At 58.7% G+C, this 16,191-nt stretch carries 15 protein-coding genes; 3 read left to right on the top strand and 12 right to left on the bottom strand.

The window, feature by feature from the left end:
• Positions 1 to 22: 22 nt before the first annotated feature.
• The 10 genes from ACESMK_RS00560 to folE all read right to left on the bottom strand — a co-directional run bounded on the left by ACESMK_RS00560 (position 23) and on the right by folE (position 11,337).
• Positions 23 to 1,741 carry a sensor domain-containing diguanylate cyclase gene (locus tag ACESMK_RS00560; RefSeq protein WP_372994217.1) on the bottom strand — a complete coding sequence of 573 codons (1,719 nt, stop codon included), beginning with the start codon at positions 1,739 to 1,741 and terminating at the stop codon, positions 23 to 25.
• Positions 1,742 to 1,893: 152 nt separating this feature from the next.
• Entirely contained in the window at positions 1,894 to 2,343 is a 450-nt protein-coding gene (locus tag ACESMK_RS00555) for a DUF411 domain-containing protein (RefSeq protein WP_372994215.1), read from the bottom strand.
• 126 nt (positions 2,344 to 2,469) lie between these two features.
• Positions 2,470 to 5,091 (bottom strand): heavy metal translocating P-type ATPase, encoded by a 2,622-nt coding sequence (locus tag ACESMK_RS00550; RefSeq protein WP_372994213.1) that lies wholly within the window; start codon positions 5,089 to 5,091, stop codon positions 2,470 to 2,472.
• A 6-nt stretch (positions 5,092 to 5,097) separates the two neighbouring features.
• The gene (locus ACESMK_RS00545; RefSeq protein ID WP_372994211.1) at positions 5,098 to 5,541 is read right to left on the bottom strand and encodes a MerR family transcriptional regulator; all 444 of its coding nucleotides are present in this window, start codon (positions 5,539 to 5,541) and stop codon (positions 5,098 to 5,100) included.
• A 258-nt stretch (positions 5,542 to 5,799) separates the two neighbouring features.
• Complete coding sequence (locus ACESMK_RS00540) at positions 5,800 to 6,111, bottom strand: hypothetical protein (RefSeq protein WP_372994209.1); 312 nt, start codon at positions 6,109 to 6,111, stop codon at positions 5,800 to 5,802.
• A 50-nt stretch (positions 6,112 to 6,161) separates the two neighbouring features.
• The gene (locus ACESMK_RS00535; RefSeq protein ID WP_372994207.1) at positions 6,162 to 8,429 is read right to left on the bottom strand and encodes an EAL domain-containing protein; all 2,268 of its coding nucleotides are present in this window, start codon (positions 8,427 to 8,429) and stop codon (positions 6,162 to 6,164) included.
• Positions 8,430 to 8,484: 55 nt separating this feature from the next.
• Positions 8,485 to 9,801 (bottom strand): HD-GYP domain-containing protein, encoded by a 1,317-nt coding sequence (locus ACESMK_RS00530; RefSeq protein ID WP_372994205.1) that lies wholly within the window; start codon positions 9,799 to 9,801, stop codon positions 8,485 to 8,487.
• A 105-nt stretch (positions 9,802 to 9,906) separates the two neighbouring features.
• Positions 9,907 to 10,344 carry a CoA-binding protein gene (locus ACESMK_RS00525; protein WP_372994203.1) on the bottom strand — a complete coding sequence of 146 codons (438 nt, stop codon included), beginning with the start codon at positions 10,342 to 10,344 and terminating at the stop codon, positions 9,907 to 9,909.
• 23 nt (positions 10,345 to 10,367) lie between these two features.
• A complete protein-coding gene (folX, locus tag ACESMK_RS00520) occupies positions 10,368 to 10,742 on the bottom strand; it encodes a dihydroneopterin triphosphate 2'-epimerase (RefSeq protein ID WP_372994201.1) in 375 nt (124 codons plus the stop codon).
• A 25-nt stretch (positions 10,743 to 10,767) separates the two neighbouring features.
• Positions 10,768 to 11,337, bottom strand: coding sequence for a GTP cyclohydrolase I FolE (folE, locus tag ACESMK_RS00515; protein ID WP_372994199.1), 570 nt, complete (start codon positions 11,335 to 11,337; stop codon positions 10,768 to 10,770).
• Between the two features lie 196 nt (positions 11,338 to 11,533).
• Here folE and ACESMK_RS00510 point away from each other — a divergent pair, with 196 nt between their 5' ends.
• Complete coding sequence (locus tag ACESMK_RS00510; RefSeq protein ID WP_372994197.1) at positions 11,534 to 12,454, top strand: alpha/beta fold hydrolase; 921 nt, start codon at positions 11,534 to 11,536, stop codon at positions 12,452 to 12,454.
• A gap of 20 nt (positions 12,455 to 12,474) precedes the next feature.
• Here the strand turns inward: ACESMK_RS00510 and ACESMK_RS00505 are convergent, their stop codons facing one another.
• Positions 12,475 to 13,542: a GGDEF domain-containing protein gene (locus ACESMK_RS00505; RefSeq protein ID WP_372994195.1), complete on the bottom strand. Its 1,068-nt coding sequence runs from the start codon at positions 13,540 to 13,542 to the stop codon at positions 12,475 to 12,477.
• 196 nt (positions 13,543 to 13,738) lie between these two features.
• On the opposite strand from ACESMK_RS00505, the gene ACESMK_RS00500 reads away from it, so the two are divergent.
• Together ACESMK_RS00500 and ACESMK_RS00495 are read left to right on the top strand one after the other, a co-directional pair.
• Entirely contained in the window at positions 13,739 to 14,821 is a 1,083-nt protein-coding gene (locus tag ACESMK_RS00500) for a patatin-like phospholipase family protein (protein WP_372994193.1), read from the top strand.
• 51 nt (positions 14,822 to 14,872) lie between these two features.
• Positions 14,873 to 15,121: a CDGSH iron-sulfur domain-containing protein gene (locus ACESMK_RS00495; RefSeq protein ID WP_372994191.1), complete on the top strand. Its 249-nt coding sequence runs from the start codon at positions 14,873 to 14,875 to the stop codon at positions 15,119 to 15,121.
• Here ACESMK_RS00495 and ACESMK_RS00490 read toward each other — a convergent pair.
• The gene (locus ACESMK_RS00490; RefSeq protein ID WP_372994189.1) at positions 15,118 to 16,140 is read right to left on the bottom strand and encodes a PAS domain-containing protein; all 1,023 of its coding nucleotides are present in this window, start codon (positions 16,138 to 16,140) and stop codon (positions 15,118 to 15,120) included. The two genes, ACESMK_RS00495 and ACESMK_RS00490, sit on opposite strands and share 4 nt — an antisense overlap.
• Positions 16,141 to 16,191: the final 51 nt, after the last annotated feature.

Here is a 16,191-nt window from a genome sequence, read left to right as displayed (position 1 = left end):
ATGGCGGAATGAGTCAGACCCGTTACGCGGGGTTAATCTCCGGGTCTTCCGGTGTGGTGATACAGACCCGGTTCCGCCCCTCCCGTTTGGCCTGGTAGAGCGCGTGGTCGGCATGGCGGAGAATGGTGTCACTGTTGTCTCCGGGCCTGGCAAAGTAACCACCGACACTGACGGTGACTGCCGTCCCGGTTTTTCGGCTTTCCTGTTCCACCGACTCTCGGATACGAAGGGCAATACGGTCCAGGGTTACCGGATCGCAGGGGGAGAGCAGAACCACGAACTCGTCGCCACCCCAACGCCCGGGATGGTCGTAAGGCCGAACGCCGGCTTTCAGCCAGAGCGCCACCCGGCAGAGAATCTGGTCGCCGGCCTGGTGGCCAAGGGTGTCGTTGATGGACTTGAAGTGGTCAATGTCTAGCCAGATCACGCCAAAACCGGTTTCCTGGCGGCGGGCCCGCTGGATTTCCTCATCCAGAACTTCGTCCAGGCCCCGACGGTTTTTCAGTCCGGTCAGGGGATCGATCCGGGCCAGTCGGTTTAGCTCGTCGGTGCGCTGTGCCACCTTTTGTTCCAGTTCCCGGGTGGAGTGGCCCAGGCTCTGGGTCATTTTCTCGAAATGATCGGCCAGCCAGCCGATCTCATTATCCGGCTTGTCCAGCCGTGGCAGATCGAAGCTGCCCTCCCGGACTTTTTCCACCGCGTGCTCAAGGCTCATGATGGGCTTGAGGATCCGCGACTGGATAATCAGGTGGAACAGCACCAGGGTGACCAGAAGCGTACCGAGGAAGACTGCCACCAGTGGCCACAGGTAACTGGTGGGCAGGAGGGTATTGAGGTCGAGAAGGGTGATTTCAAACCAGCCTATGGCGGGCAGGAAGGCAACGCCTGCCAGATGTTTTCGGCCATCTACGGTGACAAATCCGCTTTCCACCTGGCCGACCTGGTCGCCCCGCTTCTTGAGAAGCTGCAGCATGCCCAGGATCTGTTGTTTGTCCTGGGGTTCATCAAACAACAGGTCGACGGTGTTTTTCTGACCTTCCGGCTTGATGATGCTGGCAAAATCGATGTAATTGCGGTTCCGATAAAGCTGTATGGCACCGTTGTAGTCCACGAACAGGGTGGTGATGCCCTCCTGACCGATGTCGACGATGTCCTGCAGGAACGCGTCCAGACTCAGGCCGGTCCCGACCATGCCGACAATCTCGCCCGCCTCGTCGCGCATCAGGACATCGATCCAGAGTTTGGTTACACCCAGCTCCGTGTCCGGGTTTACATTGAGGTGAAAGTCCCGGCCCTCCTCAATCAGCTGGAAAAACCAGGCGTCATCCGGCTTGTTTTGATCCAGAACGTAGCGAAACTGGCTGCCGGCGTATTCGTTATCCTCGTTGTTGTAGTAGTAATGGCCGTTTTTAACGAGGGCAACGAAGTAATTGTTGTCCCGAAAATTGGAACGAAAACTCTCCATCTGGCGAATGGCTTCGGACTCAAGAGCAGTGTCATCGGGACTGCTGGCCCAATTAAGCAATGCGGACGAATTGGCCATTTGCCGGGCCAGACCGATTTCCCGCTCCAGGGACTGCAACAATCGCGCACTGTCGTAGCGCACCTGGATTTCCGCAACCTGTTGGCCCCAGCGCTCAATGATGCTCTCTGAGAGCTCCCGGTAGGCCAGCCACGAGGCCAGGGATGCCACAATGATAAGGCTGGCGGCCAGGCCAAGGATGCGGGTTTTAAGGCTCAACGAGGGTCCCTCTCGGTTTTTCTGGGTTTCTGGGCGTCAATGATAGAACACTGGTTAACCAGAGTGTAGAAAAAACCGACAGGGTTGAGGGGGACAGAGGAAAAGATGGTCGCAAGGGCCGGCTAGTCACGGCCCCTGCGGATTGCTCTGTGTTAATTATGCTCGGCAAAGATCCGGGTCTGGCCGGTTTCGTTAAACAGGATAACCTTGTAATGATCTTTCTGATCGCCCATTTCCATGCCCGGTGAACCGATTGGCATCCCGGGCACGCTCAGGCCGGTGGCCTTCGGGGCTTCGCTGATCAGGCGTTTGATGTCGTCGGCCGGAACATGGCCTTCAATGACATAATCACCGACAAACGCGGTATGGCAGCTGCCAAGGCCCGCAATCAGGCCGGCATCGGCCTTGATCTTGCCCATGTCATTGGTGTCGGTGGCTTCTACCTCAAAGCCATTCTCTTCCAGGTGATCGATCCAGTCATCACAGCAGCCGCAGGTGGGCGATTTGTAGACATGGATACTCTGGGCCGCGCCACCGGCCAGGGCCGTGGTGCTGAATCCCAGGGCTGCCATCAGGCCGAGAGCCAGGGTGTGTTTTTTCATGGCGTAGTCCTCAGTGGTGATGTTGATGTTCACTTGAGCCTTTGTCGTCGGAACCGGAAAGCCAGAACCACCAGACGATGGCAGCCATCAGGGCCAGTCCTCCGGCGTTGACCAGAAGTGTTTCCATCAGTTCCGCTCCTTTTGCTGTTTCGGATCACTGTTGGTGCTGTCCTGCGCCGGGCGGTGGCTGGTTTTGAACAGCCTCAGGCGGTTGGCGTTCGAAACGACGGTTACCGACGACAGGGACATGGCAGCACCGGCCAGAATCGGGCTCATCAGTATTCCCCAGACAGGGTAGAGCAGGCCGGCCGCCACCGGAATACCCATTGTGTTGTATACGAACGCACCGAACAGATTCTGGTGAATGTTTTTCACCGTGGCCCGTGAAATCTCGATGGCATCGGGTACGCCGTGGAGAGAGCCTCGCATCAGGGTAATGCCTGCACTTTCAATAGCCACATCCGTACCAGTGCCAATCGCAAAACCGACATCCGCTGCTGCCAGGGCCGGGGCATCGTTGATGCCATCGCCGACCATGGCCACGATATGACCCTTACCGCGCATTTCGCTGACCACCTCGGCCTTGTCTTCGGGCAACACTTCCGCACGGTAATCATCAATGCCCGCTTTTCTGGCAATGGCCTTGGCCGTGGCGTCGACATCGCCGGTGACCATCATCACTTTGATACCCGCGTCATGGAGTCTAGCGATGGCGGCTTTGGAATCCGGTTTGATCGCATCGGCCACACCGATGACCCCCAGGGCCCGGTTGCCCAGCGCCAGGAACAGGGGCGTGCCCGCTTCATCCGTAATCGTGCCGGCGGCCTCGGCCAGGTCAGCCAGGGTCACCCCTTTTTCTTCCAGCCATTTCCGGTTGCCCAGACGCAGGGTCTCGCCGTCGAATTCGCCTTGCACACCTTTGCCGTTCAGGGCTTCAAAACCGGTCACCTTTTCGGCCTGGACGCCTTCCTCCTTGGCCCTGGCCAGAATGGCCTCAGCCAGAGGATGTTCAGAGTGTTGTTCCAGCCCGGCGGCCAGGGCCAGCAGGCGCTGTTCATCACCTGCGCTGACATGCACCCGGGTCACCGCCGGATGACCTTCGGTGATGGTGCCGGTCTTGTCCAGAATTACCAGATCCAGCTTGCCGGCCGTCTGCAGGGCGTCGCCCTGGCGAATCAGCGCACCGTATTCCGCCGCCTTGCCAACGCCAACCATCACCGACATGGGAGTGGCCAGCCCAAGGGCACAGGGGCAGGCGATAATCAGCACCGTGGTGGCAGCCACCATCATATGAACCACCGCCGGTTCCGGCCCGACGTTGTACCAGACCAGTGCCGCAACCACGGCGATCAGCATGACCGTGGGGACGAATACCGATGAAATCCTGTCGGCCAGGCGGCCGATGGCAGGCTTGGAACCCTGGGCTTTCTTAACCAGCTTGATGATCTGTGCCAGTGCCGTTTCACTGCCTACCCGGGTGGCCTCGTACACAATCGAGCCATGGGTATTCAGGGTGCCGGCAGACACCTCATCGCCTTCCGATTTGCTGACCGGCATCGGCTCGCCAGTCAGCATGCTCTCATCAATGCGGGTAGAACCTTCGGCAATCACGCCATCGACCGGCAGCTTTTCCCCCGGCCGAACCCGGATGTGATCGCCCTTGCGAACCTCCTCCACCGGAATGTCCTGCTCTTCACCGTGACGGATCACCCGGGCTGTTTTTGCCCGCAGATCCAGCAACCGTCGTACAGCCTCCGAGGTCTTGCCCTTGGCCCGCAGCTCCAGAGCCTGACCCAGGTTGATCAGACCGATGATCATGGCCGAGGCCTCAAAATACACATGGCGGGCCATCTCCGGCAACGCGCCGGGAATACTGGCCACCACGATGGAATAGAGCCAGGCGGTGCCCGTACCCAGGGCAATCAGGGTGTCCATGTTGGCGTTGTGATGACGGAACGCCTTCCAGGCACCTGTGTAGAAGTGCCTTCCGGTAGCGATCATTACCCCGAGCGTGAGAATGCCCAGGTTCAGCCAGGTGAGCTGATTGGCATCCGTCACCATCATAGTGCCAAAACCCATTCCGTAGACCATCAGGCCCAGGCCCAGGCCCAGACTCACCGCCATCTTTACCAGCAGTGTCTTGTACTGTTTTCGATCTTCCTCCTGCTTGCGGTCGTCGGCTTCGTCCTCGTCCTCGATCACGCTGGCGCCATACCCGGAGCTTTCAATCGCCTTCACCAGCGCCTCGGGATCGGCATTCCCCGTAGCCGTGGCAGTATTGTCCGCCAGGTTCATATGGGCATGGCTGATACCGGAGACCGACATCAGGGCCTTTTCAATGGTATTGACACAAGAGGCACAGGTAGCGCCGGTCACTGACAGATGAATCTGTTCGTCCGCACCGGCTGCTGCCCCAGAACCAGTCGGAGCAGAATCTGCATCGGTTGCCTGATCTTCCGAGTTGTCGGCGGGATCGGTCTCATCCTTATTCCCTGAAGAGCAGCAACTGGCCGGCTCGGCGTCTTCCTGGATAGGCTCGGCCGGGTAGCCGGTCTCGGTAACGACCCGAGCCGCCTCATCGGCATCCACGCCCTCCGGCAGAGCCACGGTCTGCTTTTCCAGATCGACTTCAACCAGTTCAGCATCGCCTGTCAACGGCTCCAGGGCGCTGCGAATCTTTTTCACACATCCCTGGCAGGAAGCCCCGGAAATGCTGAGAGTGGTTTGTAAAACAGATGTGTCAGTCATCCAGAATCACCCCTCGTTCTGTTCAGTTGCCCCGCAACAGGGCGCCGGATCATCCCAGTGTTCGATCAACCGGCAAATGGTATGGCCATCGGGCGTGCCATCCGGCATGTCCTGCCAGGCAGCCAGGGCTGCGGTCATGCGCTTGCGCAACTGCTGCAGCTCCCGAATCTCCCGCTCAACCTCCGCCAACCGGTGTTGAAACACATCCCGAACCATCGGACACGGCGAATGATGATCGTCCGCCTGATCCAGAATCTGCCGTATTTCAGGCAACGAAAATCCCAGCTGCCGGGCCTTACGGGCAAACCGAAGCCGTCGAAGATCCTCGGCATCGAACTGCTGGTAGTTATTGTCCGGATTACGGGTCGGTTTGAGCAGGTTCTCGCGGGTGTAAAACCGAACCGTATCCGGATTGACGCCAGCGGCTTCTGCAAGCTCTTTAACTTTCATTAGCCTCAACTCCCCAAGAGGAGATTGTCAGGAATATATCGCTAAAGTTGGCGGAGTATTGGTGCGGGGTGGGCTTCCGAAAATGCTCTGAGCCAGGGATGGCTCAGCGCAAGCGTACACGGACGTACTTGCAGCGGTTTTCGGAAGCCCACCCCGCACCGATACGGCGAACTCCAAACCAATCAAGAATAGACTAAAACCTGTGAGCAACTCACAGGTCAAAGGTTTTCTTGAGGAGGGAAAGTCGAAGGTGGGCTATCAATCCCGCGAGCGAAGAAACGTACCGCAGGCCTTGCACTGATCCGGCGCCATCAGCTTCGCCTGCCAGCCAATCTTTTGCCCACAGGCCGGACACGCCAGCTTAAGCTGCAGAACAATGATGGGCGTGATCAGGGCGGCGATCAGAACACCCAGAGGGCCCCAGCTGTCACCACTGGACAACCCCAACTGAGAGCTGAACACCAGAATGATGGTCAACGCCACGAAGGCAAAGATGAAATAGTTCCGGTTCCAGCGCTCCCACTGGCGTAGTTTATCGTCCTGTTCAGGAGTCAGGTATTGCGCGGCCATAGAATCTCACCTGGAGGATTTACTGGTATCTTGGGGATGGCCCGAGGCAATTACAATCCGGAATCGGCCGTAATGCCGGCCACCAGAACGCCAGCGGCAAGGGCCTGCTCAAGATCGGACACCGGAATCGGCCGGCTGATCAGATACCCCTGGGCAAAGTTACAACGGTGATTCTTCAGGAAGCTCAGCTGTTCCTCGGTTTCGACACCCTCGGCGACCACCTGAATGCCCAGATTGTGTGCCAGATTGATCACCGCCCGCGTGATCACAGCATCGTCATGGCGCTCAGTGACCTCCGTGATAAACGAACGGTCGATTTTCAGCAGATCGACCGGGAAGTCCCGAAGGTAACCTAGAGACGAATAGCCCACCCCGAAGTCATCAATGGCCAGATGCACACCCAATTGATGCAGGCGGGATAGCTGATTCAGGTTGTGCTCGATGTTCTGGATAAAGATCTCTTCGGTAAGCTCAACCTCCAGGCGGTCCGCCGGTACATTCTCCGCGGCGAGCGCCTCCCGGATGTGATCCACCAGGTCTTCGTCGTCCAGTTCACGGCCGGAGAGATTGACCGCAATGCGCAGGCCTTCCTGGGGGGTACCTTTCCAGGCCGCGAGCTGCCGACAGGCGGCCATGACCACCCAGCGCCCGATATCGGTGATCCGACCGCTCTCCTCCGCCAGAGGGATAAACTCCACCGGCGGCAGAAGACCGCGGCGGGGATGTCGCCAGCGGATCAGCGCTTCGACACTCTGGATTTCGCCGGTGTCCAGATTCAGCTGAGGCTGATAGAAGAGTACGAACTCGTTGTTGGCCAGGGCCTGACTCAGATCCTTGTCCAGCTCCAGGCGCATGACTTCCCGTTCCTGCATACCCTCGGTATAGAACTGGTAGGTGTTCCGTCCCTGTTCCTTGGCCCGGTAGAGGGCAATATCGGCATTGCGGAGCAGGGTGTCGGCGTCCAGCCCGCTCTGGGGATAAACGGCCACGCCCATGGTGGCGGTAATGCTATGGGACTGTCCCTGAACGTCGAAGGGCTGATCAAAGCACTGTTTGATCTGACCCAGCAGGTGAATGATGTCGTCAATGTCGTCCACCTGTTGCTGGCAGAACATGAACTCATCGCCCCCGGAGTAGGCCACCAACAGTCGTTCATTGCTGAGACCGTTCAGTCGCTCCGACACCTTGATCAGCAGTTCATCCCCGAACTGGTGGCCAAGGGAGTCGTTGAGCGTCTGGAACCGGTCCAGGTCCAGCATCACCAGGCCCACCTGGCGCATCTGGCGATCGGCAATGTTCAGGGTGTGGGACAGATCCTCCATGAAGAAGCGGCGGTTCGCCAGGCCTGTCAGCGTATCGGTGGATTCCAGTCGGGCAAGGTCTTTCTGGATGGCGGTGCGTTGTTCGATCTCCTGGTCCAGTTCCCGGCGGGTCTTGAGGAGGGCGCGGTTGCGCTTGAGAATGAGCTGCACCAGCAGCGTGGTCAGGCTGGTCAGCAGGCCCATCAGCAGGAAGGTTGCAAAGGTCATTCCCGGCCAGTAGCTATACTGGTTTTGCACCCACTCATTGGAAGGACGCAGGGTCAGCGTCCAGTCGAGTGTTGGCAGATCAACGGTCTGGGTATGAGAAAAGTCGCGGTTAACCGATTGTGACTGATTCAGCTCATAGCTCACTTCACCGGCCTGGCGGATCTCGACCCGGAAAGACTCCAGTACACGATTGGTGAGCAGCTGTCTGGCCAGCACTTCCATTCTGAACACGCCGGCCATGAAGCCGTTGTTGTCAGACCCTGAGCCAACCGGCGCATAGATCACCATGCCTTTTCCGCCCTGGCGTAAGTCAATGATACCCGAAAGATCCCAGTTACCGGAGGCCTTCGCCAGTTCCAGTGCCTGTCGGCGTTCATCGTTAAAGGCCACGTTGTAGCCGATGACCTCTTCATTGTCGGTTATTGGCTCCAGCCAACGGATAATGTAGTCCGGGTCAATCCACTCGATGGCCTGGTAGACGCCGAAGTCGTCCAGGTAGTTACGGGCGTCCTGCCGCCATTCCTGTTCGGTTTTGTTCGGGTCCGCCTCCAGTCGCTTGGCCATGCGGCGGATGGCTTCGGCATGGACCAGGAACTCCCGCTCAAGGTGATTGGCCATGGCGCGGGCTTCGTTGGCAAGATTGGCTTCGATCTGACTTTTGTCCTGTTGAACCAGTCCGTAGCGCAGGCCCATTGCCAGGCCCAGGAAAACCAGAAAGATCACCACCGGAAACGCCGGACTCAAAAGGCCCGAAACGACAGCTTTAGGGGGTGATGCAGGTTGATCCACAGGTTACTCCGTGTTGTGTAACGGTGGTGCCAGCCAGTTGGCAACGCCAGCGCAATTATGAGGCATTTTGATCGGCTACCGCCATCAGTTGCTTGATTCTATCTTGCAGCGAAACCCCAAACGCGCCATCCGACAGGGGCCGGGCAATAACTGGTGCGTTATGGCCGGGTTGAGAATCAGGCGCTGCCAGATCTACGATCCTGGGTTCTATCGGCTGTTTGGCGCTATCCAGCAACACCTCCACCCTGGGTTTGAGCTTACGGCCCGGGTGAGTCGCCACCACGATGGCCACCTCACCAGTAGACAGTTCTACCAGACTGCCGGGCGGATACACACCGATCATTCGTATGAAGGCTTCCACCATATTGGCGTCGAATTGCTGGCCACGGTTCCTGTAGAGAATCCGGATGGCCTCGGACGCAGGAAGCCCGTCCCGATAGCATCGGTCGCTGGTGATGGCGTCGAAGGCATCAACGATGGAAACCAGCCGGGCGAATCGGCTTATCTGCCATTCCGCCAGTTGTTTCGGATAGCCGCGACCATCGATGCGTTCATGGTGGTGGCAGGTTACATCACTGATGATCGGATCAAGGTGCGGGTCGGCCCGCAGCAATTCGTAGCCCAGCGTCGTGTGCTCGCGCATAGTGCTGTGCTCTTCAGGGGTCAGCGCGCCGGGTTTGTTGAGGATCTCATCTGGTACCTTGAGTTTGCCAAGGTCGTGAAGCAGTCCGCACATGCCAACGATTTCCAGATCCTCATCCGGCAACCCCAGAAATCGTGCAAAGGAAACACAGAAAATGGCCACCCGCAGACAGTGCTGCGCGGTATAGGCATCCCGGGATTTGATCCGGCTCATCCAGAACATGGCGCTGGGATTCGCTTTCACGCTGTCCACACATTCCCGGATGATTGGGCGCGCGCTCTGGAGATTGAGTTGGTTGCCGGCTTCGATCTGCCGGGTGACTTCCTCCACAAAGGTCTGGGTTCGGCTCCAGGTTGCCTGCGCCCTGGGCAACTCCTGGCGGAGAGAGCGGGTTTCCGGCAAGGGTTCGTTGGTGCGGCGCTTGAGCACGGAAATCTGGTCGAGCACTGGATTCAGACGCTCTTCCTCATCTTCCACCAGTACCCACTCGCAGTACTGCCGAAGAATCCGGGACTGGTTGTCATCCGTGAGGGTAAAGCCCTGAAACAGAACCGGTACCTGCGTCCACGGCCGATCCAGGCTTACAATCCGCATACCGGGCTGCAGAAGGTCCACAGGCAGTCTCACCCTCTGGAGAGTGGAAACCGGTGTGTCTGGATTGGCAGCGAGCGCCGTTGGCGCCGATACCGAGTGTCGGTGCTGTTTGCCGGATTTACGTCGGAACCACATGGCTCTACCAGGCTTCTGCTTATTTCCTTTGATTATGTCAGACCTGTAAGGCCTGTTACAGCAGAGTGCCGGAAGTGTGACGCAGTTCCTGATTCAGGTCAGGTTTCAGGGACGTTCAGAAACCCTGGGAATGCCCAGGCGGGGAATTTCCTGTTTTGGACAGCGATCCATCACCACCTTCAGCCCGGCGGCCTCTGCCCGGGCAGCGCCTTCCTGGTTGATGACACCAATTTGCAGCCAGACGACCGGAATATCGAGATCGATGGCCTGGTCAATGAGCGCATCGGTGCGTTCCGGCGCCAGGAACAGATCAACCATGTCCACCGGTTCCGGCAGGCTGTTCAGATCGGCATACACGGTTTCGCCAAGCACCGTCTGCCCTGCCAGCCGCGGATTCACCGGAATTATCCGATAGCCATGCCCCTGCAGGTACTCCATGACTTCGTGGGAGGGCCGGCTGGTTTTTTCACTGGCGCCAACAAGGGCGATGGTTGTTACAGATTCCAGAATCTGACGTATCTGGTCAGGCGTATTGACTGGCATGGTATCGGGTTGCCCTCTCTGGGTTAACGATGTGCCTCGAGACACACGGACACGGATTCCGCGTAGCGTAGCGCGTGGGGCTTGTCGATTTCCACCTGGGCCCACTGTACTGCTTCGTGTTCCATCACGATGGTCAGAACCTCATGGGTCAGGCGCTCCAGAAGGGCAAAGCGGTTGCCGTCCACATGATGGATAATCTGCTTGGTGATGGTTCGGTAGTTGAGTGCCGCCGAAATTTCGTTGCGGTTGACCGCTTCGGTAGCATCGTAGGTCAGGCACACGTTGATCAGCACATCCTGCTGATTGTTGATCTCCTCTTCCTTGATACCAATATACGCCCGCAGGAGCAGGTCCTTGATGCGGACTTTTGCCTGGTGATTCCCGATAACCTCTGTCATACCGCCTCCCTCAGATCCAGATTCTTCAGCGATTGCTGCCGATGAGATTCAGAAATTCGGTACGTGTTGCCTGGGATTTCCGGAACTGTCCCAGCATCATCGAGGTTTTCATGCGTGAATTCTGTTTTTCCACGCCACGCATCATCATGCACATGTGCTGGGCCTCAATGACCACCGCCACGCCCTTGGCATCGGTGACGCTCTCGATGGCTTCGGCGATCTGCCGGGTCAGGTTTTCCTGGATTTGCAGGCGACGGGCGTACATATCAACGATGCGGGCAAACTTTGACAGGCCAAGTACCTTGCCCTGGGGCAGATAGGCGATGTGACACTTGCCAATGAACGGCAGCATGTGGTGCTCACACATGCTGTACAGCTCTATGTCCTGAACCACCACCATTTCGTCCATGGCGGATTCAAACACGGCATTGTTGACCAGGTCGCCGAGATCCTGCTGGTATCCGCGAGTCAGGAACTGCATGGCCTTGGCCGCGCGCATTGGGGTGTCTTGCAAACCTTCACGGTTGGTATCTTCGCCCAGTCCGTCAATAATGGCCCGGTAGTGGCCCGCGAGGTCGTCAAGGAGTTTGGTCATAGTCGTTTCCGGTTAACTGTGTGTTACGGGGGCCAAAGCTTAAGGCAATTTGCCCGCCATCTCTACGGTTTACGGACCCATTGCCGGAAAAGACCACTTTGGCTGTCACGCCCTTTGTTCGAGGCTGCAGGGCTATGGCAGCGGGAGCCGGTTTGTTCTACAGTTTCAGGCTGTGAATGTTCGCCGGGGACAATGCATGGAACAGGTGATACCCAACGTCGGTGGCGCGTCTGCCGCAGGGCGCGAGGCAGCCTCCCTCGAAGGGTGGCAACAGGGAGGTAAGTGGTTCAGTTACGAGGGCCATGCCATTTTCAGCCGGATGGCGGGCTCGGGGGAACCCCTGGTACTGATTCACGGATTTCCTACCGCCAGCTGGGACTGGAACCGTCTCTGGCCGATGCTGGTTCAGCAGCACAATGTGCTGACTCTCGACATGCTGGGTTTTGGTTTTTCCGACAAGCCTTCCCATTATGATTACAGCATCGAAGACCAGGCCGATCTGTTCCAGGGCTGGATTGAGGGCCTGGGACTGCCGTCCGTGCATCTGTTTGTCCACGATTACGGCTGTAGTGTCGCCCAGGAACTTCTGGCGCGGGAACAGGAAGGTGGACTGCCCTTCCGGATTGCCAGTGTGTGCTTTCTCAATGGCGCCCTCTTTCCGGAAGTTCACAACCCGTTGCTGATTCAGAAGCTTTTGAGAAGTCCCCTCGGTGGTCTGATTAGCCGGGGCCTTACCCGCCGGAGTTTCGAGCGCAACTTCCGCCGGTTGTTCGGAGACCAGAATCCGCCGGACCGGCAGGATATGGAAGACTTCTGGCACCTGCTGACCTACAACAACGGGCGGGGCATCCTGCATCACCTGATCCAGTTCATGGAAGAGCGCCGTTGCCACCGTAACCGGTGGGTCGGTGCCTTACAGAAGGCCAATCAGCCGATACGACTGATTTCGGGTACGGCTGACCCGGTATCCGGTGCCGGCATGGCGCGCCGTTACCGGGAACTGATACCTGATGGTGATGTGGTCACTCTGAGGAACATCGGGCACTACCCGCATTTTGAATGCCCCTGGGAGGTCTTCAGCGCCTACAGGGAATTCCGCAAGCGTTGCGATGGTTAAAGGCCACGGATTGATGCGCGTCAGCCCGACGCGGAATCGGGCATATCGTCGGCACCCCGGCCCACCACCGGTAGCGGTCGGGCGGCATTGACCACCTGGTTGCGGCCCCTGGATTTTGCTTCGTATAGCGCCTGGTCTGCCCTGTTCAGCCAGACCGACCAGGTCTCGCCCTTGCTGACTTCTGCCACGCTGGCGCTGGCCGTCACCTTGATGTCCTCCAGGAAGGGCCGGGCACTGATGCTGGTCAGGAGCTGGTGGGCGAGCACATCAGCGTCTTTCTGGCGGGTTTCCGGAAGTACGATCATGAACTCCTCACCACCAATCCGGAACAGCTGGTCGCTTTCCCGCAGGCGGGATCGCAGACGCAGTGCCATTTCCGTGAGCACCTTGTCGCCGGCCAGATGGCCCCACTGGTCGTTGATGGTCTTGAAGTAGTCCAGGTCCAGCAGAATCAGACTGGACACCCGTTCGTATCGCTCCCGCATCTGGATCTGGCTGTTGAGAATGTCCGCCAGCTGCGAGCGGTTCAGGCAGCCGGTCAGTGGGTCGGTGGTAGCCAGCCGCGTGAGCTCCTGCTGGAGTTTGCCCACCAGAAAGGCAAAAATCATGGCAAACAGACAGGTCAGCCCGAGGGAAAAGGTTATTCGCCAGAAGTCAGCTTCGGGAAAGCGCAGGAAGGACACGACCGCCATAACCACCACAAAGATGATGTTGCTGCCGATGGCCTCCCTCAATGGTAAAAGAAAGAACAGGGCGGAAGCCGCCGGATAGGCCCAGTAGAGGCCGGCGTGACCATTGATGTGCGTGGAGTAGGCGGCACTGACAACGGCAAGCAGCGGAAACAGTCGACCTTTGAGAAAATAGGTGCCGCGGAACCTGAGAAAAGCGATAACCAGCAGGGCGTTGGTGCAGAACAGGAGGAGTATCGCAGACAGCAGGTAATGAGACTGCTGCCATTGCACCATGACCAGGGGCGCTACCGCTATGAACGCCCAGAAGTGCAGGTGATACACCAGTTGGCGTTTAAAACCCAGCACCGCGAGGGTCGGGTTGCTTGCAAGGGTCGAGGGTGGTACCGAAAAATTCACAGCATACTCCCGCTGTCTGAGTCGTATCCGCCCGCGTCCTGTGCCGGGACAGTCTTGAAGTCTAGCATGGCCATTTATCCAATGAAGCAGATAGCGTCGTTTATGACCACTATTAGTTTTGTTCAGTTGGCCCGGCCTTGTCCACTTCGCTAAACTCCGCGGGAACGATTCAGGGACACAGCCCAGGGACCACCCTATGACTGCTATTCACACCCGAGAACCGGCCCTGACCATTCGGGCCGGCCGGCGAGCCATGCAACGCCTGAAGGAGAAACCGCTGTCGCCGGAAGACATCCACGTTATTCCGGGCGCGGCCGGTGGGCCCAAGGCACTGGGCATAAGCGGTCTGGACAAGGCTATTTTCGGCGACTGGTTGCCCCGGGTTCCTCAGGAACGGTCCCTGATAGGCTCCTCCATCGGAAGCTGGCGTTTTGCTGCCGTGGCGTCCTCCGATAATCCGAAAGCCCAGCTTGCCAGGCTGGCTGAGTTGTATACATCCCAACGGTTTGCCAAAGGTGTCAGCGCCGCCGAGGTGAGCCGCAAGAGCGTGCTCTTCCTGGAGGAACTGCTCGGTGGCCGGGAAGATGCCATTCTGAACCACCCCTGGTATCGGCTCAACGTGGTGGTTGTTCGCAGCCTTGGCATGCTGGCGGAGGACGCACGGGGCAGATTGGGCCTCGGCCTGATGAGCGCCATCAGTGCCAACATGGTCAGCCGGCGGCACCTGGGCCGGTTTATGGAGCGGGGAATCATCCACGATGCCCGTCTGAAAGCGCCAGTGTCCAGGCTGGTTGATTTCCCCAGCCATGAAGTTGAGTTGACCCGCGAAAATCTCGTGCCAGCGCTTCTGGCATCGGCCTCCATCCCTCTGGTGATGTCCGGTGTCCGCAACATTCCCGGCGCTCCGGAAGGTGTCTATCGCGACGGGGGGCTTCTGGACTATCACCTTGACCTGCCCTACCAGCAGCCCGGGGTAGTACTCTATCCGCACTTTACCGACAAGGTGGTGCCCGGCTGGTTCGACAAGTCTCTGCCCTGGCGGCGGGGCGATGCCACCCGGTTGCAGGACGTGCTGCTGGTTGCGCCGTCGAAAACCTACCTGGAATCCCTGCCTGACCGGAAGCTCCCGGACCGGAAGGATTTCGAACGCTACGTTGGCGATGACGCCGGCCGGGAACGGGCCTGGCGATCGGCCATCGCCGAGAGTGACCGGTTGGGGGATGAGTTTATGGAACTGGTCGAAACCGGACGCCTGCCGGATACCGTCAGACCCCTCTGAATCCGGAGAGTCTATACTGGTTCAGAACGGTCATGACTCAGGGAGCAAAACATGTCGGATGAAAAACCGGTAGTCGCCAGCAAGACACCTTTTTCTGTGCTGGTGGAGGCGGGCAAGAACTACTTCTGGTGTGCCTGTGGCCGAAGTGGGAGCCAGCCATTCTGCGACGGATCCCACAAGGGAACCGGCTTGTCGCCGGTCAAGTACGAGGCGGAGAAGAAAGAGTGGATCTGGTTCTGTGGATGCAAACAAACGGGTAACGCACCTCTTTGCGATGGCACCCACAAGCACCTCGACTAGATCCGATCCGGACTGGCCACCTGGTGCAGCGTACTGACCCGGAAACCCGAGAGGCCGTGAACCGGATCTTTCAACGCCCGGACCCGAAGCACAACCGGAATCTCGTTTTCCTGATCCCGGTGGAGCAGGAGTAGGTCGATCCGTTCAATGGAACTGTCACTGCGGGCGGCCTCCAACGCTCGCCTGAAATTGGCCTGAAATGCGGGCGCAACCAGACTCTCCAGCGGCTGTCCGACCAGATCGGCGGGGGCGCGGTCCAGAAGTTCGGCGATTTGCGGCGAAACAAAGCCAATCCTGGCGTCTTCATCCAACTCCCAGATAACGGCGCCGGACAGTGCCACCAGATCCCGGCTTCGTTGCTCGCTGTCGTTCAGCGCCTGCCGCAGTATCGATTTCTCCACCTGAAAGTTGGCGATCTGATGATCGGCCCCGATTTCCCGCTGCTCCAACCCGCTGATGTGCAGCGCCTGACGGTGCAGGCGCCGGTTAAGCAACAGGATCAGCACGGCGACGACGGCACACAGGGCCAAACCGGCAATCCAGACAGTTCGCCGGGCCGCGTGGGCGACTTTTTCGAGGCTCTCGGGCGAGGGCACGGTAGTGAGAATCCAGTGGTGGTTCAGGGGGGAGACCTCGGTACGCAGGGCCCGGGTCGGGTCCACCGGCCCGTTGGTGCGGATCTCCAGCAAGGGCATCTTGGTATGACGTTCGAGTGTATCGATACGCAGGCCGAGGGAGTCCGGCAAGGTGTCGTCAAACAGTGTCTGCAGCCAGGCCGAGACGGGCTGCTGGTTGCCTTCTTCCGGCCCTGATCGATCCGGCACGTTGGCCAGCAGGTGATTGACCAGAGCCTGGTGCTGGGCATAGTAACGGGCTTCGGCGAGGGCCATGGCCCGCTGTGCTTCTTTGTTTGCAGTCAATCCGGTTACCATCAGCCCGATTGCGACCAGAAGCAGGGGTATCCAGAGCCCTGGCCATAATGTCGGCTTACGGAACCGGCCGGGTTCTGAGCTTTCCATGCCGGGCGTCCTTTGCGACAGGGTTTGCACCCCGATAGAGGCAACTGCCTG

This window comes from Marinobacter sp. (assembly GCF_041687235.1).
Taxonomy (GTDB): Bacteria; Pseudomonadota; Gammaproteobacteria; order Pseudomonadales; family Oleiphilaceae; genus Marinobacter.
Note: the sequence above shows the minus strand (reverse complement) of the source record. Positions and strands in the feature narration are given on the sequence as shown.